Annotated in this window: 24 protein-coding genes and 3 tRNA genes; 16 read left to right on the plus strand and 11 right to left on the minus strand. The window is 74.1% G+C overall.

Going from position 1 to position 25,999, the window contains the following annotated elements; genetic code table 11:
* The first annotated feature begins 166 nt into the window (after positions 1 to 166).
* From ACTJIY_RS12600 to ACTJIY_RS12615, 4 genes are all read left to right on the plus strand, one after another.
* Positions 167 to 1,741: an RNB domain-containing ribonuclease gene (locus tag ACTJIY_RS12600; protein ID WP_440697241.1), complete on the plus strand. Its 1,575-nt coding sequence runs from the start codon at positions 167 to 169 to the stop codon at positions 1,739 to 1,741.
* Between the two features lie 29 nt (positions 1,742 to 1,770).
* Positions 1,771 to 2,142, plus strand: coding sequence for a sterol carrier family protein (locus ACTJIY_RS12605; RefSeq protein WP_440674096.1), 372 nt, complete (start codon positions 1,771 to 1,773; stop codon positions 2,140 to 2,142).
* Positions 2,143 to 2,442: 300 nt separating this feature from the next.
* The gene (locus ACTJIY_RS12610; protein ID WP_440674097.1) at positions 2,443 to 7,203 is read left to right on the plus strand and encodes an ExeM/NucH family extracellular endonuclease; all 4,761 of its coding nucleotides are present in this window, start codon (positions 2,443 to 2,445) and stop codon (positions 7,201 to 7,203) included.
* Positions 7,204 to 7,379: 176 nt separating this feature from the next.
* Positions 7,380 to 7,865, plus strand: coding sequence for a hypothetical protein (locus ACTJIY_RS12615; protein WP_439157434.1), 486 nt, complete (start codon positions 7,380 to 7,382; stop codon positions 7,863 to 7,865).
* A 32-nt stretch (positions 7,866 to 7,897) separates the two neighbouring features.
* Here ACTJIY_RS12615 and ACTJIY_RS12620 read toward each other — a convergent pair whose 3' ends face one another.
* From ACTJIY_RS12620 to ACTJIY_RS12640, 5 genes are read right to left on the minus strand one after another with little or no spacing between them, the layout of a single operon-like run.
* Entirely contained in the window at positions 7,898 to 9,220 is a 1,323-nt protein-coding gene (locus ACTJIY_RS12620; RefSeq protein ID WP_439157433.1) for a hypothetical protein, read from the minus strand.
* Positions 9,221 to 9,280: 60 nt separating this feature from the next.
* Positions 9,281 to 10,312, minus strand: a complete 1,032-nt coding sequence (locus tag ACTJIY_RS12625; RefSeq protein WP_353707506.1) for a sulfate/molybdate ABC transporter ATP-binding protein — start codon at positions 10,310 to 10,312, stop codon at positions 9,281 to 9,283.
* Positions 10,309 to 11,169, minus strand: coding sequence for a sulfate ABC transporter permease (locus ACTJIY_RS12630; RefSeq protein ID WP_440674098.1), 861 nt, complete (start codon positions 11,167 to 11,169; stop codon positions 10,309 to 10,311). The genes ACTJIY_RS12625 and ACTJIY_RS12630 overlap by 4 nt, the downstream gene beginning before the upstream one ends.
* The gene (gene cysT, locus ACTJIY_RS12635; protein ID WP_440674099.1) at positions 11,162 to 12,061 is read right to left on the minus strand and encodes a sulfate ABC transporter permease subunit CysT; all 900 of its coding nucleotides are present in this window, start codon (positions 12,059 to 12,061) and stop codon (positions 11,162 to 11,164) included. Before cysT ends, ACTJIY_RS12630 begins: the two co-directional genes overlap by 8 nt.
* Before the next feature lie 3 nt (positions 12,062 to 12,064).
* Positions 12,065 to 13,126 (minus strand): sulfate ABC transporter substrate-binding protein, encoded by a 1,062-nt coding sequence (locus ACTJIY_RS12640; RefSeq protein ID WP_253055229.1) that lies wholly within the window; start codon positions 13,124 to 13,126, stop codon positions 12,065 to 12,067.
* 309 nt (positions 13,127 to 13,435) lie between these two features.
* Between ACTJIY_RS12640 and purF the strand changes: the two genes are divergently transcribed.
* Positions 13,436 to 14,983, plus strand: coding sequence for an amidophosphoribosyltransferase (gene purF, locus ACTJIY_RS12645; protein WP_253055230.1), 1,548 nt, complete (start codon positions 13,436 to 13,438; stop codon positions 14,981 to 14,983).
* An 82-nt stretch (positions 14,984 to 15,065) separates the two neighbouring features.
* The gene (gene purM, locus ACTJIY_RS12650; protein WP_253055231.1) at positions 15,066 to 16,199 is read left to right on the plus strand and encodes a phosphoribosylformylglycinamidine cyclo-ligase; all 1,134 of its coding nucleotides are present in this window, start codon (positions 15,066 to 15,068) and stop codon (positions 16,197 to 16,199) included.
* Between the two features lie 287 nt (positions 16,200 to 16,486).
* On the opposite strand, the gene ACTJIY_RS12655 is transcribed toward purM, so the two are convergent.
* On the minus strand, positions 16,487 to 16,696 hold the full coding sequence (locus ACTJIY_RS12655) for a DUF3073 domain-containing protein (RefSeq protein ID WP_047231363.1): 210 nt from the start codon (positions 16,694 to 16,696) through the stop codon (positions 16,487 to 16,489).
* Positions 16,697 to 17,093: 397 nt separating this feature from the next.
* On the opposite strand from ACTJIY_RS12655, the gene ACTJIY_RS12660 reads away from it, so the two are divergent.
* Positions 17,094 to 17,306, plus strand: coding sequence for a BldC family transcriptional regulator (locus ACTJIY_RS12660; RefSeq protein WP_024839011.1), 213 nt, complete (start codon positions 17,094 to 17,096; stop codon positions 17,304 to 17,306).
* A gap of 86 nt (positions 17,307 to 17,392) precedes the next feature.
* Here ACTJIY_RS12660 and ACTJIY_RS12665 read toward each other — a convergent pair whose 3' ends face one another.
* The 5 genes from ACTJIY_RS12665 to ACTJIY_RS12685 all read right to left on the minus strand — a co-directional run bounded on the left by ACTJIY_RS12665 (position 17,393) and on the right by ACTJIY_RS12685 (position 18,712).
* The gene (locus tag ACTJIY_RS12665; RefSeq protein WP_440674100.1) at positions 17,393 to 17,701 is read right to left on the minus strand and encodes a DUF3618 domain-containing protein; all 309 of its coding nucleotides are present in this window, start codon (positions 17,699 to 17,701) and stop codon (positions 17,393 to 17,395) included.
* Complete coding sequence (locus tag ACTJIY_RS12670; protein WP_253055233.1) at positions 17,698 to 18,120, minus strand: phage holin family protein; 423 nt, start codon at positions 18,118 to 18,120, stop codon at positions 17,698 to 17,700. The genes ACTJIY_RS12665 and ACTJIY_RS12670 overlap by 4 nt, the downstream gene beginning before the upstream one ends.
* Positions 18,121 to 18,279: 159 nt before the next feature.
* Positions 18,280 to 18,352: transfer RNA gene (locus ACTJIY_RS12675), tRNA-Phe, on the minus strand.
* 50 nt (positions 18,353 to 18,402) lie between these two features.
* Positions 18,403 to 18,476: transfer RNA gene (locus tag ACTJIY_RS12680), tRNA-Asp, on the minus strand.
* Positions 18,477 to 18,639: 163 nt separating this feature from the next.
* Positions 18,640 to 18,712 (minus strand) — tRNA-Glu (locus tag ACTJIY_RS12685).
* Positions 18,713 to 18,885: 173 nt separating this feature from the next.
* Between ACTJIY_RS12685 and ACTJIY_RS12690 the strand changes: the two genes are divergently transcribed.
* From ACTJIY_RS12690 to ACTJIY_RS12730, 9 genes are all read left to right on the plus strand, one after another.
* Positions 18,886 to 19,230, plus strand: a complete 345-nt coding sequence (locus ACTJIY_RS12690) for a metallopeptidase family protein (RefSeq protein WP_170227325.1) — start codon at positions 18,886 to 18,888, stop codon at positions 19,228 to 19,230.
* Between the two features lie 40 nt (positions 19,231 to 19,270).
* Positions 19,271 to 19,588 (plus strand): ArsR/SmtB family transcription factor, encoded by a 318-nt coding sequence (locus tag ACTJIY_RS12695; protein ID WP_204539642.1) that lies wholly within the window; start codon positions 19,271 to 19,273, stop codon positions 19,586 to 19,588.
* A 92-nt stretch (positions 19,589 to 19,680) separates the two neighbouring features.
* On the plus strand, positions 19,681 to 20,604 hold the full coding sequence (locus tag ACTJIY_RS12700) for a cation diffusion facilitator family transporter (protein ID WP_353707510.1): 924 nt from the start codon (positions 19,681 to 19,683) through the stop codon (positions 20,602 to 20,604).
* A 67-nt stretch (positions 20,605 to 20,671) separates the two neighbouring features.
* The gene (gene galE / locus ACTJIY_RS12705) at positions 20,672 to 21,691 is read left to right on the plus strand and encodes a UDP-glucose 4-epimerase GalE (RefSeq protein WP_440674101.1); all 1,020 of its coding nucleotides are present in this window, start codon (positions 20,672 to 20,674) and stop codon (positions 21,689 to 21,691) included.
* A gap of 88 nt (positions 21,692 to 21,779) precedes the next feature.
* Positions 21,780 to 22,694, plus strand: a complete 915-nt coding sequence (locus tag ACTJIY_RS12710) for a phytoene/squalene synthase family protein (RefSeq protein ID WP_353707511.1) — start codon at positions 21,780 to 21,782, stop codon at positions 22,692 to 22,694.
* Positions 22,691 to 24,367 carry a phytoene desaturase family protein gene (crtI, locus tag ACTJIY_RS12715; protein WP_439157431.1) on the plus strand — a complete coding sequence of 559 codons (1,677 nt, stop codon included), beginning with the start codon at positions 22,691 to 22,693 and terminating at the stop codon, positions 24,365 to 24,367. Before ACTJIY_RS12710 ends, crtI begins: the two co-directional genes overlap by 4 nt.
* On the plus strand, positions 24,364 to 24,705 hold the full coding sequence (locus tag ACTJIY_RS12720; RefSeq protein ID WP_353707513.1) for a lycopene cyclase domain-containing protein: 342 nt from the start codon (positions 24,364 to 24,366) through the stop codon (positions 24,703 to 24,705). The genes crtI and ACTJIY_RS12720 overlap by 4 nt, the downstream gene beginning before the upstream one ends.
* Positions 24,702 to 25,046, plus strand: a complete 345-nt coding sequence (locus ACTJIY_RS12725) for a lycopene cyclase domain-containing protein (RefSeq protein WP_440674102.1) — start codon at positions 24,702 to 24,704, stop codon at positions 25,044 to 25,046. Before ACTJIY_RS12720 ends, ACTJIY_RS12725 begins: the two co-directional genes overlap by 4 nt.
* Positions 25,043 to 25,912 carry a prenyltransferase gene (locus ACTJIY_RS12730; RefSeq protein ID WP_440674103.1) on the plus strand — a complete coding sequence of 290 codons (870 nt, stop codon included), beginning with the start codon at positions 25,043 to 25,045 and terminating at the stop codon, positions 25,910 to 25,912. The genes ACTJIY_RS12725 and ACTJIY_RS12730 overlap by 4 nt, the downstream gene beginning before the upstream one ends.
* Positions 25,913 to 25,999: the final 87 nt, after the last annotated feature.

Genomic DNA, 25,999 nt, shown 5'->3' on the forward strand with positions numbered 1-25,999 from the left:
GTACGCGTCGGTGGTGACGCGTACCCGCCGCGCGGGCCAGGTCTGTCGGACGCCCTGGCCCGCGCGCCCTCCTGCGCGCGCCGTCGTCTCCGACCCGGAGGTCGTGACGGCCCCGTAGGCGATCGGGCGGGAGACGGCCAAGTCGCGGGTGGGTAGGGTCGGGCTCGTGCCCGCCCGTCAGCTGCGCCTGGTGCGCCCCGCCGAGCCCCCCGCCCCGATGCCCCCCGTGGACCCGGTCGCCACGGTGACCGACGCGCTCGCGGCGCTGCGCCGTGAGATGGAGGTCCCGGAGTCGTTCCCCGTCGAGGTGCTCGCCGAGGCGGAGGCGGTAGTCCGGGACGGCGGCGCCGTCCTCGGCGACGGCCGCGTCGACCTGCGCGACGTCCCGTTCGTGACGATCGACCCGCCCGGGTCGATGGACCTCGACCAGGCGCTCCACCTCGAGCGCGCGGGGGACGACCCGGCGGGTCCCGCGGGTGCGGTGTTCGTCGTGCACTACGCCATCGCCGACGTCGGCGCGTTCGTCGCGCCGGGCGGGGCGATCGACGCCGAGGTGCACGAGCGCGGGACGACGCTCTACGCGCCCGACGGCCGCACCCCGCTCCACCCCGCCGTGCTCTCCGAGGGCGCGGCGAGCCTCCTGCCGGACCAGGAGCGCCCCGCGGCGGCGTGGCGCGTCGTGCTCGACGCGCGCGGCGAGATCCTCGACGCGACGGTGCGCCGCGCCGTCGTGCGGTCGACGCGACGCCTCACCTACGACGAGGCCCAGGCCGCGATCGACGCGGGCGGGGCCGAGGACGCGGTGGGTGCCGCGCTCCTGCTGCTCCGCGAGGTGGGCGAGCTGCGGCTCGCGCTCGAGCGGGAGCGCGGGGGAGTGTCGCTCGAGGTCCCGGAGCAGGAGATCGTCACGCGCGACGACGGGTCGTTCGGCCTCGAGTTCCGCTCGACCCTCCCGGCGGAGGGCTGGAACGCCCAGATCTCGCTGCTCACGGGGATCGCGGCGGCGCGCCTCATGCGCGCGGGCGGGGTCGGCGTCTTCCGGGCGCTGCCCGAGGCCGACCCGCGCGACCTCGCGCGCCTGCGCCGCACGGCGCGCGCGCTCGGCATCGACTGGCCCCGCGAGACGGCGTACGCCGACCTCGTGCCGACCCTCGACTCGCGCGTGCCGCGCCACGCGGCCTTCCTCAACGAGGCGACGTCGCTCTTCCGCGGCGCGTCGTACGAGGCGTTCGGAGGGACGGGGCAGGAGCCCGGGGTGCCCGACGACGCCGCGCACGCCGCGATCGGCGCGGAGTACGCCCACGTCACGGCGCCGCTGCGCCGGCTCGTGGACCGCTACGGCACGGAGGTCTGCCTCGCCCTGTGCGCGGGCGAGGACGTGCCGCGCTGGGTGCTCGACGCGCTGCCCGGCCTGCCCCGCACGATGGCGCGGACGGGCCAGCGCGCGGGCTCGTACGAGCGCGCGATCGTGGACGTCGTCGAGGCGGCGCTGCTCAGCGGGCGCGAGGGGGAGCAGTTCGACGGCGTCGTCGTCGACGTCGAGGACGACCGGGAGCGCGGGCGGCGCGTCGAGCGGGAGGGCGGCGACGCGGCGGGTGCGCGGCGCGGGCAGGTCGTCCTCTCCGACCCCGCGGTCCGGGCTCCGGTCGAGGGTGCGGACCTCCCGCTCGGCGACCCGGTGCGCGCGACGCTGCGCGAGGCGTCGGTGGCCGAGCGTCGGGTCCGGTTCACCGTCGGCTGAGGACGCGCGCGCCGTCCTAGGCTGGCCTCGTGCCTGCCCGACGACGCACCGACCCCGCCGCCGGCCGCCTCGCTCTGGCGGCGTGGCGCGCCGACCCCGCCGACCGCACGGCCGTGACGACCGCGGTGCGGTTCACGCTCGAGGAGCTCGCGGACGTCGCGCCCGGGCACACCGTGGAGGTGCGGGTCCCCCCGGCCGGCGCGGTCCAGGCGGTCGAGGGCCCCCGGCACACCCGGGGGACGCCGCCCAACGTCGTGGAGACGGACCCGCAGACGTGGCTCGGCCTGGTGACCGGCGCGGTCGCGTGGGCCGACGCGGTCGCCGACGGGCGCGTCCGCGCCTCCGGCGAGCGGTCCGACATCTCGTGGCTCCTGCCGCTCCAGGCGGCCCGCCCGCGCTGAGCACGTCGCGCTGCCCGGCGGCGCGTGTTACTGCTGCGTAACGTTCTCGGCTCCAGGTCTGGCGGCGCGGGACGTGGAGGGCTAGCGTCCGATGATGATCGGCCGCCGTCCGCGCGGGCGCTCGCAGCACGACGACGTGCGGCGACGTTCTCGCGGCGGTGACGTGGCAGCAACCGCCCGTTCATCCAGGTGGGGTGCGATGTCCTGCGGAGGCAGGGCGTCGACCCGTCCCGAGTCGTGGACTCGATCGATGGACGCGCGACTGCTGCCCGGCCGTCCGCACGAGATGAAGGAGTCAGCGTGACCGACCACCAGCACCTGCGGCGACGGAGGGTGGTGGCGGGCACGTTGACCGTGGCGCTCGCCGCACCGCTGTCCGTCGCCGCGGCCACCGCCGCGAGCGCGGCGCCCGACGGGTCGGGCCTCGTCATCAACGAGGCCTACCTGAGCGGCGGCAGCGCCAACGCCCCCTACACCCACAAGTTCGTCGAGCTGTACAACCCCACGCAGGCGGCGATCGACCTCTCCGGCATGTCGCTCCAGTACCGCTCGGCGACGGGGACGGGCGCCTTCACCGGCGTCACGCCGCTGACGGGGACGGTCGCGCCCGGGGGCTACTTCCTCGTGCAGGGCGGCTCCAACGGCTCGAACGGTGCGGCCCTGCCGACGCCGGACGCGACCGGGGGCCTCAACCCGTCGGGCACGACGGGCACCCTCGCCCTCGTGCGCTCCACGTCGGCGGTCACGCTGCCCGCGGGGAACGCCGCGGGCGCCGCGAACGTCGTGGACCTCGTCGGGTACGGGACGTCGAACACGTTCGAGACCGCCGTGAGCCCCGCGCCGTCGGCCAACAACGTGCCCGCGTCGATCAACCGGACCGGCTTCGCGGACACCGACGACAACAGCAAGGACTTCACGCTCTCCAGCACCGTCACCCCGCAGAACAGCGGCGACGACGGCGGCGGCCCCGGCCCCGAGCCGGGCGAGGTCGTCCCGATCGCGGAGATCCAGGGGACGGGCGCGGCGAGCCCGCTCGTCGGCCAGACCGTCACGACGCGCGGCGTCGTCACCGCCACCTACCCCACCGGCGGCTACGACGGCTTCTACCTGCAGACCGAGGGCACGGGCGGCGACCTCGACGCGTCGCACACGGCGTCGGACGCGATCTTCGTCTACTCCAAGGCCGGTGCCGCGGCCGTGCAGGTCGGCGACCACGTCGAGGTCACGGGCGCGGTGTCCGAGTACTTCACGCTGACCCAGATCACGCCCGCCGCGGGCGGCTGGACGGTCCTCGACGAGGCGGCCGAGGCGGTCAAGCCCGCGAACGTCGCGTTCCCCGCGACCGACGCGGCGCGCGAGGTGCTCGAGGGCATGCTCGTGCAGCCCGCGGGCGACTACGTCGTCGCGGACAACTACGACACGAACTTCTACGGCTCGTTCCTGCTCGCCGCGGGCACGGACCCGTTCGTCCAGCCGACGTCGGCCGGGCGCCCGGGCAGCGCGGAGGCCGCGGCCGCCGTCGCGGACCGCGCGGCGCGGGCCGTCGTGCTCGACGACGGGGCGACGACCAACTTCAACAACACGGCGAACAAGGGCATCCCGCTCCCGTACCTCACGGGCGGGGCGCCGGCGCGCGTCGGCGCGGGCGTGTCCTTCACGACGCCCGTCATCCTCGACTACCGGTTCGACGCGTGGACGTTCCAGCCGCTGACGCAGCTCACCGCCGGTGACGGCGGGAACGCCGCCACCGTGCAGCCGGCCACGTTCGCGAACACGCGCGAGGAGGCCCCGGCCGAGGTCGGGGGCGACCTGTCGGTCGCGACGTTCAACGTGCTCAACTACTTCACGACGACGGGCGACCAGCTCACGGGCTGCACCTACTACACGGACCGCGCGGGCAACCCCATCACGGTCAACCGTGGCTGCGACGCCCGGGGCGCCGCGAACGCGGAGAACCTCGAGCGCCAGGAGACCAAGATCGTCGCGGCGATCGACGCGCTCGACGCCGACGTCGTCGCGCTCATGGAGATCGAGAACTCGACGCCGTTCGGCAAGGACCGCGACCAGGCGCTGTCCGACCTCGTCGACGCGCTCAACGACGCCGCGGGCGCCGACGAGTGGGCGTTCGTGCCGTCGCCGGCCGCGCTGCCGGACGACGAGGACGTGATCCGGCTCGCGTACATCTACCAGGTGGACGCGGCCGAGCCGGTCGGGGAGTCGCGGATCCTGCTCGACGACGCGGCGTTCGTCAACGCGCGCGAGCCGCTCGCGCAGGTGTTCCAGCCGGTCGGCGGGATCTCCGAGGGCGACGACGCCGCGAGCGACGACGTGCTCGTCGTCGCGAACCACTTCAAGTCGAAGGGCTCCGGCACGCCCGTGCTGCCCGGCGACGAGGACTCGGGCGACGGTCAGGGCTCGTTCAACGCGTCGCGCGTCGCGCAGGCGACGGCGCTCGTCGGCTTCGCCGAGGACGTCGCGGCGGACGCGGGCACGGACACGATCCTGCTCGCGGGCGACTTCAACTCGTACTCGCAGGAGGACCCGCTCGAGGTCCTCAAGGACGCGGGCTACACGGACCTCGGCGAGACGACCGGCGAGCACACGTACCTGTTCGACGGGTACGTCGGCTCGCTCGACCACGTGTTCGCCTCGGCGGGCGCGGCCAGCGCCGTCACCGGCACGGACGTGTGGAACATCAACTCGGTCGAGCCGATCGCCAACGAGTACAGCCGGTACAACTACAACGCGTCGATCCTCTACGACACGACGCCGTTCCGGTCGTCCGACCACGACCCGGTGCTCGTCGGCCTCCAGCTCGGCGACGCCGCGCCGGGCACGACGCAGCTCGACCTGCTGGCGATCAACGACTTCCACGGTCGGATCGACGCCAACACCGTGAAGTTCGCGGGCACGATCGAGCAGCTGCGCGCCGCGAACCCCGACGGGACGGCCTTCGTCTCGGCGGGCGACAACATCGGCGCGTCGCTGTTCGCGTCGGCGCTCCAGCAGGACCAGCCGACGATCGACGTGCTGAACGCGCTCGACCTCGCGGCCTCCGCCGTGGGCAACCACGAGTTCGACCAGGGCTTCGCGGACCTCACGGGCCGTGTCAGCGACGAGGCCGACTGGGCCTACCTGGGCGCGAACGTGTACGACAAGGGCACGACGAACCCGGCGCTGCCGGAGTACCAGGTCGTCGAGATCGACGGGCTCGACGTCGGGTTCGTGGGCGTCGTGACGGAGGAGACCCCGACGCTCGTCACGCCGTCCGGCATCGCGGACCTCGACTTCGGGGACCCGGTCGAGGCGCTCAACCGCGTCACCGCCCAGCTCCAGGACGGTGACCCGGCGAACGGCGAGGCCGACGTGGTCGTGGGTCTCGTCCACGAGGGCGCGTCCGCGGGCACGCCCGACGGCGCGACGCTCGAGGAGGAGGTCGCCGCGGGCGGCGCCTTCGCGGACATCGTCAACGAGACCGACGCGCGGGTCGCGGCGATCTTCACGGGCCACACCCACAAGCAGTACGCGTGGGACGCGCCCGTCCCGGGCGCCCCGGGCAAGACCCGCCCGATCGTCCAGACCGGCAACTACGGCGAGTTCATCGGGCACGTGTCGCTCACCGTGGACACCGCGACCCACGAGGTCACGGCGTACACGGCGCAGAACGTCGCGCGCACGACGACGGACGACGCGACGCTCGTCGCGACGTACCCGCGCGTCGCGGCGGTCAAGACGATCGTCGACGCGGCGCTCCAGCAGGCCGAGATCATCGGCGCGCAGCCGATCGGCGAGGTCACCGCGGACATCACGACCGCGTTCGCGGGCGGCTCGTACACGGGTCCCGGCGGGACGTACGTGGGCCCCGGCCCGAACCCGACGTCCGGTCGTGACGACCGCGCGTCGGAGTCGACGCTCGGCAACCTCGTCGCCGACTCGCTCCTCGCGACGCTGTCCGACCCCGCGCGCGGCGGTGCGGACATCGGCGTCGTCAACCCGGGCGGGCTCCGCAGCGAGCTCTTCCACGACGGCGACGGCGTCATCACCTATGCCGAGGCCAACGCGGTGCTCCCGTTCGTCAACAACCTGTGGACCGTGACCCTCACGGGCGAGCAGGTCGTCGAGATGCTCGAGCAGCAGTGGCAGACGAACCTGGACGGCACGCGTCCCTCGCGTCCGTACCTCGCCCTGGGGCTCTCGGACAACGTGTCGTGGACGGCGAGCACCGCCGACCCGCTCGCGACGCCCGGGAGCAACGTCTCGTCCGTGACGATCAACGGCGAGCCGATCGACCTCGCGGGCCAGTACCGCGTGGCGACGTTCTCGTTCCTCGCCACCGGCGGCGACAACTTCCGGGTGTTCACCGAGGGCACGGACCCGCGCGACTCCGGTCTGGTCGACCGGGACGCGTGGATCGCCTACCTGAAGGACAGCTCGCCGGTGTCGCCGTCGTTCGACCGCTCGCGCGTGGTGGTCGACGAGCTGCCCGGCACGGTGACCGCAGGCGACGACGTGAGCGTGGCCCTCTCGCATCTCGACCTCACCTCGCTCGGCTCCCCGCTGAACACCTCGGTGGACGGCTACCTCGTCGCGGCGGACGCCACGTTCGACCCGGCGAACCCGGGCACCCCGGCGGGTACCGCCGCGGTGACGGGCGGGGCGGCCACGCTGACGGCGACGGTCCCGGCCGACGCCGCGGCGGGGGAGTACGACCTGTGGGTCGTCGCGTCGCCGAGCGGCACGACCGCCCGGATCCCGGTCACGGTCGAGGCCGCGGCCCCGACCGTGGTGCTCGAGAACGTCGAGGCCTCTGCCCGCTGCATGGGGAAGTTCGTCCACGTCGCGGTCCGGGCGACCAACGGCGAGGACGTCCCGGTCGAGGTCGTCGTCGAGACGCCCTACGGGTCCAAGCGGTTCCCGAACCTCCAGCCGGGCAAGAACGCGTACCAGTCGTTCAACACCCGGGCCACGTCGGTCGAGGGCGGGACGGTGACCTTCACCGCCACGCTGGACGGCGTGACGCAGGAGTACGAGGTCCCGTTCGAGGGCCAGACCTGCGGCTGACGGTTCGCTGACGCCGTGCGGCGCCGCCGACGAGGCGGCACCGCGTCCCGCGACCCGGGTCCCGTCCGACGGGCCCGGGTCGCGGTGCGTCCGGGCCCGGCGGGCGAGACGTCCGAGCCCGCCCGCCCGTGCGCGGGCGCACGGGGCTCTCAGCAACCGCGGGTAGGGTCGTGGTCGTGAGCCCCGAGCAGTCCCCCGTGCCCGACGCCGACGCCCCCGACGGGTCGGCGGCACCCGACGCGGTGCGCGGCACAGCGCCCGACGTGGAGCCCGACGCAGCGCCGTCGGCGCCCCTGGCGTCCGCAGGTGCCGACGGCGCCGTGCCCGCGGGTGCGGCCGGGACGGGCCGCGCCGAGCGCGAGGCCGAGGCCGAGGACGCGACCGAGGCGGCGGACGAGGTCGAGATCGAAACCGTCGTGGATCCGGCGACGGTCCGCCGCGCGCCGCGCTACGGGGCGTTCTTCACCGTCGGCGTGGTGCTGGGCACGGTGCTCGGCCTCGGGATCGGCGGCGCCTGGCTGCAGTCGCCGGCCGCCGCCCCGGTCTTCAAGCCGGGCGTCTACTTCACCGTCATCGTCGTCACGTGCGCCGCGCTCGGCGCGGCCGTCGCCGGCCTGTGGGCGGTCCTCGCGGACCGGCGGAGCCTGCGCGGGCGTCGCTGAGCGACCTCGCCGGAGCTGACGCCGGCTCGGCGTCAGCCGGGTCCGTCGTCGCCCACGTGCCAGCGCTCGCGCACCAGGGCGCGGTATCGCGCGGCCCTGGTCACACCGACCACCACGACGCACAGCGCCGCGAGGGTCGCGGCGGCCAGGGCCGCCGCCGTGGCGGCGACCGGCACCCCGTCGACCAGGAGCGCGACGCCGCTGCCCGCCAGACCGGCCAGGACGGAGGGCACGAGCATCCCGGAACCGGCCAGGAGCACGAGGGCGACCGTCGTGGACGCCGACCAGGGGGACAGGAGCTCCCGGACGACGTCGTCGGCGGGCGGCGCGGACGGCTCCGGGGAGCGCAGGAGGGCGAGCCCCGCACGGCGCTGGCGTCCCTGTCGTGACACCGGGAGCAGGAGCCACGTCGCGCCGAGGAGGAGCGTCGCCCCGACCAGCGTGCCGCCCACGCCGACGAGGACGTCGATCGACACCTCGCCCACCGGTCCGAAGTGCCGGTCCGGGCTGAACTTGCCCGGGTGCCGCATCCACAGACCGATCAGGAACAGGACGAAGCCGACCATGCCGGCGCCGCCCAGCACCGCGGCCGCCCGGTCGTTCCGGCGCGCGACCCGCCCGTCGGGGCGCGCGGGGGCCGGCGGCCCGAGCGCTGCGCGCCGCCGCCGCTCGGCCTCCTCGGCGTAGCGGACCTCGTTCGGTCCCCACGTCGTCCGCACGACGTCCTGCCAGGCGGACCAGCGCGCGCGCAGCCCGGGCAGGAGCAGCAGGCCGGCCGCGGCCACCACCCCGACGACCGCGGAGACCGCGACGGTCGGCGTGCGCTCCGCGTCGTCACGGTCCATCGCGAAGAGCCCGACCGCCCCGGCGAGGAGCGCGAGCACGAGGTACGTCCAGGCGAGTCCGGCCAGCGCGCCCGCCGGGCTCGACTCCGCCACGCGCTTGCGCACCGAGTGCGGCGGGACGTCGGTGCGGGGGCGGCCCTCGCCCAGCAGGGCGCGGGTGACCGCGAGCGTCGCCGCGGCGTGCACCGGCACGAAGACCGGCACGGCGACCGCGAGGGTCAGGATCCACCAGCCCGTCGTCGAGCGCAGGACCTCGTCGACCTCGTACCGCACGTCGGGGACGAGCTCACCGCCGACGAGCGCGAGACCGAGGAGGACGAGGAAACCGAGGACCACGCCGACGAGGAACGCCCCGCCGCCCGCCGTGAGGGCATCGAGCCGGGCCGGGCCCGCGGCGGCGCGGACCTCCACGAACCGGTAGGCCGCCCGCTCGCGGCGGTGCCGCGGCCGGTCGTCGCGGCCCCGGTCGCCACGGCCTCGGGGGGAGCGGTCGACGCGGGAGGGAGGCACGCGGGCAGGATAGCGAGCGGTGCCCCGTGGTCGGGACAGCCCCGTCGCGGCGGTGCCGGGTCAGCCGGGGACCGGCGCGCCGACCGGCCGGGGAGCGGCGGACGTCGGCGCGCCCTCAGCCGGGGCGAGCCGCACGGCGACCCCCGGCGCGAGACCCAGCGTCCGGGCCTCCGCGCGGGTCACGACGACGGACACCACCTCGTCCGCGGTCGCCACCTCGGCACGCACCTCGAAGCCGACGCGCGTCGTGCGGGTCACGACGCCCGGCACGGGGCCGCCGGGGCGGGAGGGCGCGGCGTCGTCGGCGCTGCCGTCCGGCGTGCCGTCGCCCAGCACCTCGACGTGGACGTCGTGCGGGCGCACGAGGACGCCGCCGAGCCGGGTCACCGGCCCGAGGAAGCCCATGACGAAGTCGTTCGCGGGGCGGTCGTAGAGGTCGTCGGGCGTGCCGACCTGCTCGATGCGGCCCTCGTTGACGACGACGATCTCGTCCGCGACCTCCAGCGCCTCCTCCTGGTCGTGCGTGACGAACACCGTGGTCACGGGGATCTCGTCGTGCAGGCGGCGCAGCCAGTCGCGGAGCTCCTTGCGGACCTTGGCGTCGAGCGCGCCGAACGGCTCGTCGAGCAGCAGCACGCTCGGCCGGATCGCGAGGGCGCGCGCGAGCGCCATGCGCTGTCGCTGTCCGCCCGAGAGCTGCGAGGGCAGGCGGTGCGCGAAGCTCTCCAGGTGCACGAGGCGCAGGAGCTCGTCGACGCGCTCGGCGATCTCGGCCTTCGGGGTGCGGCGGATCTCGAGCCCGAACGCGACGTTCCGCGCGACGCTCAGGTGCTTGAACGCCGCGTAGTGCTGGAAGACGAAGCCCACGTTGCGTCGTCGGGCCGGGAGGTTCGTGGCGTCGCGACCCTCGATCTCGATCTCGCCGGAGTCGGGGACCTCGAGGCCGGCGACGACGCGCAGGAGCGTGGACTTGCCCCCGCCGCTCGGGCCGAGCAGCGCGGTGAGGCGACCGGTCGGCACGGAGACGGAGACGTCGTCGAGCGCGACGAAGTCGCCGAAGGTCTTGCGGACGTTGCGGATCTCGATGCTCATGCGTCGGCCTCCGTGGGGGCGGCGGTTCGGGGGGCGGTGCGGCGGGTGCGGGTGCCGGCGGCGTCGTCGGAACGGAGGAAGGTCACCGCGACGATGCACGCGACGGACACCGACGCGAGCAGGAAGGCGACCGCGTAGGCCGTGCCCTGCTCGAAGTCCTGGTAGCGCTGCTCGACGAGGAGCGTGGAGGTCTGGGTGCGGCCCTCGAAGTTGCCGGACACGACCTTGACGGCACCGAACTCGCCGAGCGCCCGGGCGAGCGTGAGCACGACGCCGTAGACGACCGCCCACTTGATCGCGGGCAGGGTGATGCGCCGGAAGGTCTGGAACCAGCTCGCCCCGAGGCTCGTCGCGGCGAGCTCCTCGTCCGTGCCGAGCTCCGTGAGGACGGGTACGACCTCCCGGATGACGAGCGGGAGGCACACGAACGCCGTCGCGAGGACGATGCCCGGCGGCGCGAAGATCACCTGGAGCCCGGCGTCCTCGAGCGCTCCGCCGAACCAGCCGTTCTTGCCGTACACGAGGACGAGCGAGAGCCCGACGACGATGGGGGAGACCGACAGCGGGAGGTCGAGCAGGGCGTTGAGGAGGGCCTTGCCGGGGAAGTCGTACCGCACGATGAGCATCGAGATCCCGACGCCGAAGACCGTGTTGATCAGCACGACCTGCACCGCGACGGCGGCGGTGAGCTGGAGGGCGAAGACGACGGACGGGTCGGCGAGCGCGCGCTGGAACGTCTCGAGGCCGTCCGCTAACGCGCCCCGCACGACGAGCGAGACGGGCCACCCGACGAGCAGCACCAGGTAGACGACCACGACGGCGCGCAGCGTGCGCCGTACCCAGGGGGAGCTATCCACGGCGGGCCACCCTTCGCTGGAGGAGCTGGATCGTCGCGATGACGAGGAGGGACACGAGCAGGAGCACCGAGGCCACGGCCGCGGCCTGCTCGGGCTGGCCGTTCTCCAGGTAGGCCAGGATCCGCACGGAGCCGACCTCGGTGCGCATCGGCAGGTTGCCGGAGAGCAGCACGAGCGCGCCGTACTCGCTGATCGCGCGCGCGAACGACAGCGCCGCTCCCGCGGTGATCGCGGGCGCGAGCGCGGGGAGGACGACGCGGCGGAACGTCGTGGACCGCGTCGCGCCGAGGGACGCGGCGGCCTCCTCGACGTCGCGGTCGAGCTCGGCGAGCACGGGCTGCACGCTGCGCACCACGAAGGGCAGGGTGACGAAGAGGAACGCGAGGAAGACGGCGGCGCGCGTGTTCGCGACGTCGATCCCCACCGGCCCCGACGGCCCGTACAGCGCGAGCAGCACGAGTCCGGCGACGATCGTGGGGAGCGCGAACGGGATGTCGATGAGCACCTCGAGGAGCCGCTTGCCGGGGAACCGGTCGCGCACGAGGACCCAGGCGATGAGCGTGCCCATGACCACGTTCACGGCAGTCACGGCGAGCGCCTGCGTGACCGTGAGCGTGAGCGCCGCCGCCGTCTGCGGCTGGGTGATCGCGGCGACGAACGCGGGCCACCCGCCGGCGGACGTCTCGACGAGCACCGCGATCAGCGGCACGAGGGCGAGCGCCGAGAACCACACGAGCGCGACGCCGAGGCCGAGCCCCGAGGCCGCGGTCAGGCGGTAGGGGCCGTTGGGCGTCCGACGTGCCCGGCGGACCCGGCGCGACGGCGGCGCGGCCGGAGCCGGGCGGCGCTCGCGCGCCGCCCGGCCCGGTCGTTCAGCGAGGGTCGAGGCCACGGGTCACTGCTTCCCGGTCTCGGCCTGGATCTTCGTCACGAGGCCCTCGTCGCCGAAGAACTTGTCGTTCGTGGCCGACCACCCGCCGAAGTCGTCGGCGATGGTGAGGAGCGTCGGGACGGCCGGGAACGGGTCGCTCGGGTCGTTCGCGCCCTCGACCTCGAAGTCGACGTCGTCGCCGGTCAGGGGCCGGAAGCCCACGTGCGCGAACGCCTCCTGGCCCTCCGGCGTGAGGACGAAGTCGAGGTAGCTCTGCGCCTTGGGGTCGGCGTCGACCGTCACCGCGGCCGGGTTCTCGATGAGGAGCGTCTGGTCGGGGACCACGTAGTCGAACGTCTCGCCGTTCTGCCGCGCGAGGATCGCCTCGTTCTCGTAGGAGAGGAGGACGTCGCCGGTCCCGGACGTGAAGGCGGTCGTCGCGTCGCGGCCGCTGCCCGGGAGCGCGACGGCGTTGGTGAAGAACTTCCGCAGGTACTCCGTCGCGTCCTCCTCGGAGCCGCCGTTCGCGATGACGCTGCCCCAGCCGGCGAGGATGTTCCAGCGCGCCGAGCCCGACGAGCCGGGGTTCGGGGTCACGATCTCGACGCCGGGCTGGACGATGTCCTCCCAGCTCTGGATGTTCTTCGGGTTGCCCTCGCGGACCACCAGCACGACGACCGACTGGCTGACGATGCCCTTGTTCTCGCCCGCGTTCCAGTCGTCCGCCACGAGGCCCGCGTCGACGAGGCGCGTCACGTCGCCCTCGAGCGAGAAGTGCACGTAGTCGGCCTTCAGCCCGTCGGCGACGGCGCGGCTCTGGTCGCCGGAGGCGCCGTACGACGTCTCCCACGTGACGCCCTGGCCGTCCTCGGTCTGGCCCCACAGCTCCTGCGCGGCGTCGTTGCCCGCCTTCGGGACGGCGAATCCGACGAGGGAGAGCGTCGTGGGCTCGACGTCGGAGCTCCCGTCGCCGCTCGCGTCGCCGCCGCCCGACCCGTCGACGGCGGTCGGCGCGCAGGCGGTGAGGACCAGGGCGGTGGCTGCCGCGGCAGCCGCGAGGGTGATCGTCGTCCGGAGGCGTCGCATGGTGTCGTCCTTCGTCGGGGTCCCGGGAGACCGGGAGCGGGTGGTCGAGCAGGAGGTCGAGCGGGTGGTCGATCAGGTGACCGAGCGGCACGGCCAGCACGGCCGGTGTGATACTCGACTGCCGCGGTCGAGTAAGTCGAGATTCAAGCGCGCCGTTCCCACGCAGCGAAACCCCTGCCCGACAGGTGGGACGACGTAACGCCACCGTGAACGACGGTCCGTGCGTCGCCGCGCGGCCTGCGCCGCCCAGGTCGTCCGCATGACCTCGCGCTTCGGTCCCGACGCGCCTGCTGTGGGACACTGAGGTACGTGGCCCCCCGCGGAGATGGACTTCTCAACCACGACCTCATGCCCGGCGAGAAAGGCCCCCAGGACGCCTGCGGCGTCTTCGGTGTCTGGGCGCCCGGCGAAGAGGTCGCCAAGCTCGCCTACTTCGGGCTGTACGCGCTGCAGCACCGAGGCCAGGAGTCGGCCGGCATCGCCACCAGCAACGGTGAGCAGATCCTGGTCTACAAGGACATGGGACTCGTCTCCCAGGTGTTCGACGAGACGGCCCTCAACGCCCTGACGGGGCACATCGCCGTCGGGCACTGCCGGTACTCGACCACCGGTGGCGTGACGTGGGAGAACGCCCAGCCGACGCTCGGCGCCACCGCGTCCGGGACCGTCGCGCTCGGGCACAACGGCAACCTCACCAACTCGGCCGAGCTCGTCAACCTCGTCGCGGAGCGCTACGGCAGCCAGCGCCGCGGCGAGCTCGCGCGCGGCAACACCACGGACACCGCGCTCGTCACCGCGCTCCTCGCCGGGGACGCCGACCACACGCTCGAGGCCACGGCGCTCGAGGTGCTCCCGCGGCTGCGCGGTGCGTTCTCGCTCGTCTTCATGGACGAGCGCACCCTCTACGCCGCGCGCGACCCGCAGGGCGTGCGCCCGCTCGTCCTCGGCCGTCTCGAGCGGGGCTGGGTCGTCGCGAGCGAGACGCCGGCGCTCGACATCGTCGGCGCGTCGTTCGTGCGCGAGGTCGAGCCGGGCGAGCTCATCGCGATCGACGCGGACGGCCTGCGCTCGCAGCGCTTCGCGCCGGCCGAGCGTGCGGGCTGCGTCTTCGAGTACGTCTACCTCGCGCGCCCGGACACCTCGATCAACGGCCGCTCGGTGCACGCCGCCCGCGTCGAGATGGGCCGCCAGCTCGCGCGCGAGCACTCCGTCGAGGCCGACCTCGTCATCCCGGTCCCCGAGTCCGGCACGCCCGCGGCGGTCGGCTACGCCGCCGAGTCCGGCATCCCGTTCGGCCAGGGCCTGACCAAGAACGCCTACGTGGGACGCACGTTCATCCAGCCGTCCGACACGCTGCGCCAGCTCGGCATCCGGCTCAAGCTCAACCCGCTGCGCGACGTCATCCGGGGCAAGCGCCTCGTCGTCGTCGACGACTCGATCGTGCGCGGCAACACGCAGCGCGCGCTCATCCGCATGCTGCGCGAGGCCGGCGCGGCCGAGGTGCACGTGCGCATCAGCTCCCCGCCCGTGAAGTGGCCGTGCTTCTACGGCATCGACTTCGCGTCCCGCGCCGAGCTCATCGCGAACGGCCTCTCGCCGGACGAGATCGGGCAGTCGCTCGGCGCCGACAGCCTGGGCTACATCTCGACCGAGGGGATGATCGCGGCGACCGAGCAGCCGTCGTCGCAGCTCTGCACGGCGTGCTTCACGGGGAAGTACCCCATCGAGCTGCCGCCGGACGACCAGCTCGGCAAGCACCTTCTCGAGCAGGCCGAGCTCCCGCTCGGCGCGCCCGAGGACGGGCTGCGCAGCCTGTCGGTGACCGCCGGCGGTGCTGGCGCGCTGCAGCACCCGTGAGACCACCCCTGCGCCCGAACCCGAGACCCCAGCACCCGCACCACCGGCGCGTGCGCCGCACGACCTCCTTGGAGCCGACACCGTGACTGCCGACTCGCCCCAGACGGGCCTCACCTACGCCGCCGCGGGCGTCGACACCGAGGCCGGTGACAAGGCCGTCGAGCTCATGAAGGACGCGGTGCGCCGGACCCACGGGCCGCAGGTCCTCGGCGGCGTCGGCGGCTTCGCGGGGCTCTACGACTTCTCCGAGGTCGCGACGTACCGCCGCCCCCTGCTCGCGACGTCGACCGACGGCGTGGGCACCAAGGTCGCGATCGCCCAGGCGCTCGACGTCCACGACACGATCGGGTTCGACCTCGTCGGCATGGTCGTCGACGACATCGTCGTGGTCGGCGCCAAGCCGCTGTTCATGACGGACTACATCGCGTGCGGCAAGGTCGTGCCCGAGCGCATCGCGGGCATCGTCCGCGGCATCGCGGCGGCCTGCGAGGTCGCGGGCACCGCGCTCGTGGGCGGCGAGACCGCCGAGCACCCGGGTCTTCTCGGCGCGGACGAGTACGACGTCGCCGGCGCGGCGACGGGCGTCGTCGAGGCCGACCGGCTGCTCGGCCCCGAGCGGGTGCGCGAGGGCGACGTGCTCGTCGCCATGGCCTCGTCGGGCCTGCACTCGAACGGCTACTCGCTCGTGCGTGCCGTGCTCAAGCACGCGGGCTGGGGCCTCGAGCGGCACGTCGACGAGCTCGGGCGCACGGTCGGCGAGGAGCTCCTGGAGCCGACGCGCGTCTACGCGAGCGACTGCCTCGCGCTGGCCGCCGACGACGCCGCGCAGGTCCACGCGTTCACGCACGTCACGGGCGGCGGGCTCGCCGCGAACCTCGCGCGCGTCCTGCCCGCCGGGCTCGTCGGGGTCGTGGACCGCGCGAGCTGGGACGTCCCGCCGGTCTTCCGGCTCGTGCGCGAGCTGGGCGGCGTCCCGCGCGGCGATCTCGAGAACACGCTCAACCTCGGCGTCGGCATGGTCGCGGTGGTCGGCGCGGACGGCGTCGACGCCGCGCTCGCTCGCTGCGCCGCGCTCGGCGTCCCCGCGTGGGTGCTCGGCTCGGTCGAGGCCTTCGACCCGGCGGCGGCCCGGGACGTCGCGGACGGCGACCTCGTCGCGGGTACCAAGGGCGTCCAGGCGGGCGCCGTGCGGCTCGTCGGCGACTACCGCGCCTGACCGACGGTGCCCCCGGGCGGGTGGGCTCCTGCCGATCCGCTCGGGGGAGGCCGCTCTCGCGGCGGGCACGACGACGTCAGGGTGCGGCGGCGGTCATGGGTGCCGAGGCCTCGGGGCCAACGGGGCCCGGCGGAGGCCTCGGGCGAACGAGGCGCGGTGGGCCGGTGCGCCAGGGTGCACAGATCACGAACGACCGCGCCGTCGCCTACCGGGGGGCAGGCGACGGCGCAGTCGAGGTCGAGACGCTTCCGCGGAAGACCGCGGCGATCAAAGGAGGTCGACGACCGTCAGCGGTCGTCGGACCAGTCGTTGTAGCGCTGGTCGTAGCGCTCGAGGTCGTCCGACGACTCGGCGCCGAAGCGCGAGTCCGTCACGACATCCGTGTGGCTGTGACCGGTGAGCTCTTGCTCGAGCGCACTGTAGTTCGTCTCGGGGCTGTAGTACTTCAGCGCGCGAGCGACCTTGGTCTGCTTTGCCTTCTGACGGCCGCGGCCCATGGCTCCGACCCCCTCAACGTAGAAGCGGGGCGGCTACGTGCTCAGACGTGCGGCCCCGGGGTGTAGTTTCGTCTGTTCAGGGTCCAACGGTACATGCTCGGGGCCTATTCCATCCACTCAGAAGGCCGTGACGGACCGCGGACGTGCCTACCGTCACACACTCTCCACGAGCGGGGGAGCGGGCCCGCCTCAGGCGAGGCCGGGCAGGGCACGGGGAGCACGCCCCGTAAGCCGCACGAGCGTCTATCCGGCCGATACGACCATAGGCGGCCTAATTCACCCGTCCGTCAAGTCGCCCGAAATCCGCATGCTGCGACAATGGAGGGTACTGGCGTCGTGCTGTCGTCGTGATCCGGGGTATCTGCCGGACCAGCGCGTACCAGGAGGAGGTGTCGTGATGTCCATGCACGGAGAGTCCGAGGTTCTGCTCACGCCCGCCGAGGTCGCCAGCCTGTTCCGCGTCGATCCCAAGACGGTCACCCGATGGGCAAAGGCGGGCAAGCTCTCGTCGATCCGCACGCTCGGGGGGCACCGCCGCTACCGCGAGTCCGAGGTCCGGGCGCTGCTCGGGGCCGCCAGCGAGCCCGCGGAGGGCACCGACAAGTCCTGAGCCGTCCTCGCGCCGAGCCGCCGGCACGGCCGGCGCGACGGACGGCACGTGCGGCGGCTCGGCCAGAGGGGTGTACGGGAGGCGCTCTAGGAGCGCCGCCGCAGGACCGCCGCGGCGACGAGCGCGACACCCGCGACGACGGCACCCAGCAGCAGCTTGACGTTGCGCGACCGGTCGGGGTCCTCCTCCGGCAACCCGCCACCGGTGAGGAACGCGCCCGTGTCCGAGGCCGCCTGCTTCGCCTGCTGGGCCGCCGCCTTCGCCTGGACGCGCGGGTCCAGGCGGGTCGTGAGCTCGTCGATCGTCCCCGCGAGCTCGGCGCGCGTGCGCGCGATCTCGTCCTCGAGCTGGGACTGGGACAGCGGGGGCACCGGGGCCCCGTCGGTTCCGCTCACGGGCGCAGTCCTTCCTTGATCGTCGCGACGTCTTCCTTGATGCTGTCGACCGCCCCGGTCGGGGTCGGCGGGACGCCGCGCTGGAGCTGCTTGACGCCGACGAACGCGAGCGTACCGGCGACGAGCACGAGGGCCAGGCCGACGATCAGCGCGGCGAGCCACAGCGGCATCACGGTCGCGAGCCCCTCCATGGCGGAGTGGAAGAGGAAGCCCAGCCCGTAGAGGACGAGCACCCCGCCCACGACGAGCAGGCCGATGCCGATGCCGGCGTGCTTGGCCTTCGTCGTGAGCTCGGCCTTCGCGAGCGCGATCTCGGACCGGACGAGGCGGGTCGCCTGCTCGGACAGCCGCTCGACGAGCTGCCCGACCGTCGGCTTCTGCTCCTCGGGCGGGATGCGCCCGTCGATCCAGTCGCTCATCTCTCCGCCTTTCCGCAGGTGACCCCACCACTCAACCGGCACCCGGGGCGGTGCGCAACTCCCCGCGGGCCTGGGAGGTGCCGGAGAGGGAGGGCCGGACGGCACCGCCGCCGCGACGAGAAAGACCCCCGCCCGGATCCCGGGCGGGGGTCTCTTCGGTGGCTCCGACCGGCGTCGATCCGGTGACCTTTCGATTTTCAGTCGAACGCTCTACCAACTGAGCTACAGAGCCATGGGGGAAGAGCCCGGCCGGCCGATGCCGACCGGGCTCTTCGCCTCACGCGACCCTGACGGGACTTGAACCCGCGACCTCCGCCGTGACAGGGCGGCGCGCTAACCAACTGCGCTACAGGGCCTTGCTGTTCTTCGCGAGACACACCTTAACACCAGGGGACCCGGTGGTTTTCACCAGTGAACCTGGTGGTGTGGTGGCCCGCTTTCGAACCGAGAGGATCGTACCGTACCGATGAGCCGATCCGTAAATCCGCTGGTGGCCACCGGTCCCGGCGCGATCTCGCGTACCCCCAACGGGATTCGAACCCGTGCTACCGCCGTGAAAGGGCGGGGTCCTAGGCCGCTAGACGATGGGGGCTCAGGAACGTGCGCCAGTGTACAGCGGCGGGACCGTGACCTCCTGGTCGGGTCGTGGTCGACCCGTGGTCGCCTCCTCGGCCGGGCCTGCCCGCGGACGGTGCCGCGGGACGGTGCAGCGGGACGACGCCACGGGCGGTGCCCGCGACGGGGGAGGATGGTCGCGTGGTGGAGATGACGCGGGCCGAGTTCGAGGACGCCGTGCGCGACGGGCTGGACCTCGTCCCCGAGGACCTCGCGGCGCAGATGGACAACGTGGTGGTGCTCGTCGAGGACGACGCGCCCGCCGACGACCCCGACCTCCTCGGGCTCTACGAGGGCGTCCCCCTCACCGAGCGGGACCACATGTGGGCGGCGGGGGCGCTGCCCGACCGCATCACGATCTTCCGCAACCCCACCCTCGCGATCTGCGAGACGCGCGAGGACGTGGTGGAGGAGGTCGCGGTGACGGTCGTCCACGAGATCGCGCACCACTTCGGCATCGACGACGACCGCCTGCACGAGCTCGGCTGGGACTGAGGTCGCACGGCGCGGGGGCGCCGATCGCTACGATCGGCTGGTGACGACGAGCGCCGCGAGCGACCCCCGGCACGACGGCGCGCACGACCACGAGGCGGTCGCGCGCCTGCTCCACGCGCTCGCGGACCCGAGCCGGCTCGCCATCGTGCACCTGCTCACCGGCGCGGAGCGGCGCGTCGTCGACCTCACGCGCGAGCTGGGGCTCGCGCAGTCCACGGTCTCCGCGCACCTGACCACCCTGCGCGACGTCGGGGTCGTGGCGGTCCGCCGCGAGGGGCGCTCGTCCTGGTACCGGCTCGTGCGGCCCGAGGTGGCGCACCTGCTCGCCGACGCGGAGCACGTCGCGCTCGCTCCCTGACCCCGCGCGGTGACGCGCCTCACGGCGCAGCCGGTCTGGTATTCATCGTCGATCACCGATATCATCGGTAACTGACGATGAATGGAGGGTTCATGGGAGCCGGACACGACCACGGCGCGGGGGGTGCCGCGCCCGACCACCGCGCGCGGCTCGCGGTCGCCTTCGGGATCACCGCGACGATCCTCGTCGCGCAGGCCGTCGGCGCGGTCCTCACGGGGAGCCTCGCGCTCCTCACGGACACGGCGCACATGCTCACCGACGCGACGGGGCTGGCCGTGGCGCTCGTCGCGGCGTCGCTCGTGCTGCGGCCCGCGACCAAGCGCCGGACCTGGGGATTCCGCCGCGTCGAGGTGCTCGCCGCCCTCGCGCAGGCGGCGCTCCTCCTCGCGGTCGGCGCGTACGCCGTCGTCGAGGGCGTCCGACGGCTGTTCTCGCCGCCGGAGGTCCCCTCGTCCGAGCTGCTGGTCTTCGGGATCGTCGGCCTCGTCGGCAACGTCGTCGCGATCGCCGTCCTCGCGTCCGGGCGCCGCGCCAACCTCAACCTGCGCGCGGCGTTCCTGGAGGTCGTCAACGACGCCCTGGGGTCGGTCGGGGTGATCGTGGCCGCCGTCGTCATCGCGACGACCGGGTACCAGCAGGCCGACGCGATCGCCGGGCTCTTCATCGCGCTGCTCATCGTCCCGCGCGCCTTCCGCCTCCTGCGCGAGGCGACGGCCGTGCTCATGGAGTTCACGCCGGAGGGGCTGGACCTCGACGACGTCCGGGCGCACATCCTCTCGCTCGACCACGTCGAGGACGTGCACGACCTCCACGCGTCGACCGTCGCGACGGGGCTGCCGACCATCTCCGCGCACGTCGTCGTCGACGCCGCGTGCTTCCGGGACGGTCACGCGCTCGAGATCACGGAGCGCGTCCGTGCGTGCGTCGCGCACCACTTCCCGGTCTCCGTCGAGCACTCGACGTTCCAGCTCGAGACGGCGGCCCTGCGCGACCGCGAGGCCCACGGCCACGCGTAGGGCGGCGGCCACCACGGGTCCGGCAGCTCGGCGGGGGGAGCGGGGCGGCCCCACTAGGGTGGGTGCCATGACGATCCTCGTGACCGGCGGAGCCGGGTACATCGGCGCGCACGTGGTGCGCCTCCTGCAGGAGCGCGGCGAGAAGGTGGTCGTGGTCGACGACCTCAGCACCGGTCGCGCGGACCGTGTCGGCGACGCGACGCTCGTCGAGGTCGACGTCGCGTCCCCGGAGGCGGTGGACGTGCTGACGCGCGCCCTCACCGAGCACGACGTCCGCGCGGTGATCCACTTCGCGGCGCGCAAGCAGGTGGGGGAGTCGGTCGAGAAGCCGGCCTGGTACTACCAGCAGAACGTCGGCGGGTTCACGAACCTCGTGACCGCGATGCAGGCGGCCGGCGTCGACCGCCTCGTGTTCTCGTCCTCGGCGGCGACGTACGGGATGCCCTCGGTCTCGCTCGTCGAGGAGAAGCTGCACGCCGAGCCGATCAACCCCTACGGCGAGACCAAGCTCGTCGGCGAGTGGCTGGGTCGCGCGGCCGGCCGCGCCTGGGGCCTGCGGTTCGTCGCGCTGCGCTACTTCAACGTCGCCGGCGCCGGCTGGCCCGACCTCGGCGACCCCGCCGTGCTCAACCTCGTCCCCATGGTGCTCGACCGCCTGGAGCGCGGCGAGCAGCCCAAGATCTTCGGCGACGACTACCCGACGCCGGACGGCACGTGCATCCGTGACTACATCCACGTCCTGGACCTCGCGCACGCGCACCTCGCGGCGCTCGGGTACCTCGACGTCGCGGAGCGCCCCTTCGACGTGTTCAACGTCGGGACGGGGCAGGGGTCGTCGGTGCGCGAGGTCATCGACGAGATCGGGCGCGTGAGCGGGCTCGACGTCACGCCGGAGATCCTGCCGCGGCGCGCGGGCGACCCGCCGCAGCTCGTCGGCGACCCGCGCCGGATCAACGAGCTCTTCGGCTGGACGGCGACGAACGGGCTGCCCGAGATCATCGCGTCGGCGTGGGAGGCCTGGCAGGCGGGCCCGCGGCGCATCGAGGTCGCGGCGCACGACGGGGCGGAGGGCGCTCCCGAGGTGTGAGTCTGCGCGTCCCGTGCGACCCTACATTCCTCAGCATGCTGAGGAATGTCCGGGGAGGTGCCCCGGCGACGGGAGACGGGACGAGGACGTGGGCGACCAGAACGACCCGGCACGGCTGTACGACCTGACCGCCGCGCGCACGAGCCGGGTCGTGCTCGCGTCCTACTCGACCTCGTTCGGGCTGGGCGCGCGCCTGCTCGACGTCCCGACGCGCGACGGGATCGACGCCGTCTACGGACTCGTCCGCATCGCCGACGAGGTCGTGGACACGCGCCGCGGCGACGGTGCGGCCGACCTCCTCGACGAGCTGGAGGCGGAGACGGCGAAGGCGCTCGATCGCGGGTGGTCGACGAACCTCGTCGTGCACTCGTTCGCCCTGACCGCCCGCCGGTGCGGCATCGGCCACGGCGAGGTCGACCCCTTCTTCGCGTCGATGCGCACCGACCTCACGGTGCGCGTGCACGACCGCGAGAGCTACGAGCGGTACGTGTACGGCTCGGCGGAGGTCGTCGGCCTCATGTGCCTCGCGGTCTTCCTCAACGCGCGCCGTCGCCCCGGGGAGCCCCTGCGGGTCGCGGACCCGGTCCTCGTCCGCGGGGCACGTGCGCTCGGCGCCGCGTTCCAGAAGATCAACTTCCTGCGCGACCTGCGCACCGACCACGACGAGCTCGGGCGCGCCTACCTGCCCGGCGTCGTCCCGGGCCGGTTGCGCCGTCGCGACGTCGAGGCGTTCTGCCGGGAGGTCGAGGGGGACCTCGCGGCGGCGCGGGCGGCGCTCCCGGGGCTCCCGGTGCGACCCCGCGTCGCGGTCGCCGCGACCGTCGCCGTGTACGAGCGGCTGCTCGCCCGGCTCGCGGCGACGCCGCCCGAGGACATCCTGCGGGCGCGCGTGCGCGTCCCCGACACCGTGAAGGTCGCGCTGGCCGCGCGGGCGGCGGGCGGCCAGCTCCTCGGGCAGATGGCGTCGGGCCGACCCGCGCGCCCGCGGAAGGTGCTCGCGTGAGGGCACCGCGCGTCGTCGTGGTCGGAGGCGGGATCTCCGGGCTCGCCACCGCGGCGCTGCTCGCGCGCGGGGGCGCGGCCGTCACGCTGCTGGAGCGCCACGCGGACCTGGGCGGCCGAGCCGGCACGCTCGAGCTGGACGGGTTCCGCTTCGACACCGGGCCGTCCTGGTACTTCATGCCGGAGGTGGTCGAGCACTTCTTCGCGCTCCTCGGCGCGCGCGTCGAGGACCACCTCGACCTCGTGCCGCTCGACCCGGCCTACCGCGTGTTCTTCGAGCCCGACGCACCGGGCGGCGCGGCGTCCACGTTCGAGCTCTCGGCGAGCCCGGGCGTGAACCGCGCCCGGCTCGACGCGATCGAGCCCGGGGCCGGCGACCGCGTGGCCGCGTACGCGGCCGCGGCGAGCGAGGCCTACGGGCTCGCGCTCGACCACTTCCTCTACACCACGTTCGAGCGGCCCGACCGCGCGCTCGCGCCGGAGGTGCTGCGCCGTCTCCCGCGCCTCGCCGCGCTGCTGCGCGAGCCGCTCGCCGACCGTGCCGCGCGCGCGGTGGAGGACCCGCGGCTCCGCCAGCTCCTGGGGTACCACGCCGTCTTCCTCGGCTCCTCGCCCTACCGCGCGCCCGCGCTGTACTCCCTCATGAGCCACCTCGACCTCGTCGACGGCGTCCGGTACCCCCGCGGCGGGATGCACACGCTGATCGAGGCCGTGGCGCGGCTCGCGCGCGCGGAGGGGGCCGAGCTCCGGACCGGCGCGGACGTCGCCGGGATCGAGGTGGCCCCCGGTGCCCGACGGCGCGGGCGCGTCACGGGCGTCCACCTCGCCTCGGGCGAGCTCGTCGAGGCGGACCTCGTCGTGTCGGCCGCCGACCGGCACCACACGGAGACCGCGCTCCTCGCCCCGCGGTGGGCGGACCTGCCCGCCGCGGCGTGGGACGACAAGGGGCCGGGGATCTCGGCCCTGCTCGTGCTCGCGGGAGTGCGGGGCGCGCTGCCCGAGCTCGCGCACCACTCCCTCTTCTTCACGCGCGACTGGCCCGCGAACTTCGACGCCGTGCTCGGCGCCGACCGGCGCAGCGACCCCGCGGGGCTGCGCGTCCCCGACCCCGCCTCCCTCTACGTGTCGCGCACCTCCGCGACCGACGGGCCGTCGTCGTCCGCGCCCGCGGCCCCGCCCGGGCACGAGAACCTCTTCCTCCTCGTCCCGTTCCCCGCCGACCCGACGCTCGGCGCCGACGCCGCGTCGCGCCGCGCGCTCGACGCGCTCGCGGACCGCTACCTCGCGCAGGTCGGGCGCTGGGCCGGGATCGAGGACCTCCCGGGTCGGGTCGTCACGCGGCGCGTGCTCGGGCCCGCCCACTTCGCGACCGAGCTCTCGTCGTGGCGCGGCGGCGCGCTCGGCATGGAGCACACCCTCCGGCAGTCGGCTCTGTGGCGGCCCGGCACGGCGGCCCGCCGTGTCGACGGGCTCTACCACGCCGGGGGTGGGAGCATCCCGGGCGTGGGACTGCCGATGTGCCTCATCAGCGCCGAGCTCGTCGCGAAGCGCCTGCTCGGCGAGACGTCGGCACGCCCGCTGCCGACGCCGTTGCGCCCCGGCTACCTCGCGGCGAGCCGTCGGCCCGAGCGGATCCGGCCGTCGGGTGCGCGACCGGTCGAGGTCCGCCGGTGACGGGTCTGGTCTACCTCGGCGCGCTCGCGGTCTCGCTCGGCGGCCTCGCCGTGCTCGACCGGCGCTTCCGCCTCGCGTTCTGGGCGGACCGGCGCCGTGCCGCGCTCACGGTCGGCCTCGGCGTCGTCGGGTTCCTCGCGTGGGACGTCGCGGGCCTCGCGCTCGGGATCTTCGCGCGCGGGGAGAGCCCGTGGATGACGGGGCTCCTGCTCGCGCCCGACCTCCCCGTCGAGGAGGCGGTCTTCCTGACGCTCCTGTGCTACACCGCGCTGCTGGGCTGGCGCGGCGCGGAGCGCGTGCTCGCCGCGCGACGGAGCCGGGCGGAGGGCGACGCGTGACGAACCTCGTGCTCAACGTCGTCGTCCTCGCGGTGCTCGTCGCGGTGTCGTGGCGCGTGCTGCGCCGGCTGCGACCCGGGCCGCTCGTGTGGACGGCCGTCGTGATGTGCGTGCTCACCCTCGTGTTCGACACGCTGATGATCGCCGCCGACCTGTACGTCTACCACCCGGACAAGATCCTCGGCGTCTACCTGTGGGGCGCGCCGCTCGAGGACTTCGCGTACGCGTTCGCCGCCGCGCTCGGGATGCCGGTGCTGTGGACGGTGCTCGGAGCCCGCGGTCGCGAGCGCACCGCGGGCCGCGGGTCCGAGCACGGTCGTGCCGCGGAGGACGAGCGGTGAAGGACGTGCTCGCCGCGTCGCGGCCCTTCTCCTGGATCAATACCGCGTACCCCTTCGCCGCGGGGTACCTCGTCGCGACCGGCGGACGCGTCGACCTCGCGTTCGTGGTCGGGACGCTGTACTTCCTCGTGCCGTACAACCTGCTCATGTACGGCGTGAACGACGTCTTCGACTACGCGAGCGACCTGCGCAACCCGCGCAAGGGCGGGATCGAGGGCGCGCTGGCCGACCCGGCGACGGCCCGTGTCACGCACCGCCGCATCCTGCGCGCGTGCGTCGCGACCAACGTGCCGTTCCTCGTCGCGCTCCTGCTCCTCGGCGACCCGCTCGCGGGCGCGGTCCTCGCGCTCGTGGTGTTCGGCGTCGTCGCGTACTCGGCGCCGCGGCTGCGGTTCAAGGAGCGCCCGTTCCTCGACTCGTTCACGTCGGCGATGCACTTCGTCGGGCCGTTGCTGTACGCGCTCGTGCTCGTCGACGCGGACCTCTCCGCGCGGTCCGTCTGGCCCGTGCTCGTCGGCTTCGTGCTCTGGGGTATGGCGTCGCACGCGTTCGGCGCGGTGCAGGACGTGCGCGCGGACCGCGAGGGCGGCATCGCGTCCGTCGCGACGGCGATCGGCGCGCACGCGACCGTGCTCGCCGCCGCGGCGGCGTACGTCGCGGCGGCCGTCGTGCTCGCGGTGCTCCCGTGGCCCGGCGTCCTCGCCGCGCTGCTCCCGCTGCCGTACGCCGTCAACGTGCTGCGGTTCCGCGACGTGCGCGACGACGACTGCGAGCGCGCCAACGCGGGCTGGCGCGCGTTCCTGTGGCTCAACCTCGTCACCGGGTTCCTCGTGACGATGCTGCTCCTCGCGGACGCCCTCACCTGACGCGCCCCGCGTCGCCGGGCACGGACGACGAGGCCCCGGCCCGCGAGGTCGTCGCGGTGCCGGGGCCGTCGTCGGGGGAGCGGCTCG

Origin of the sequence: Cellulosimicrobium sp. 22598 (assembly GCF_052044445.1) — a bacterium.
GTDB classification, from domain to species: Bacteria; Actinomycetota; Actinomycetes; order Actinomycetales; family Cellulomonadaceae; genus Cellulosimicrobium; species Cellulosimicrobium cellulans_G.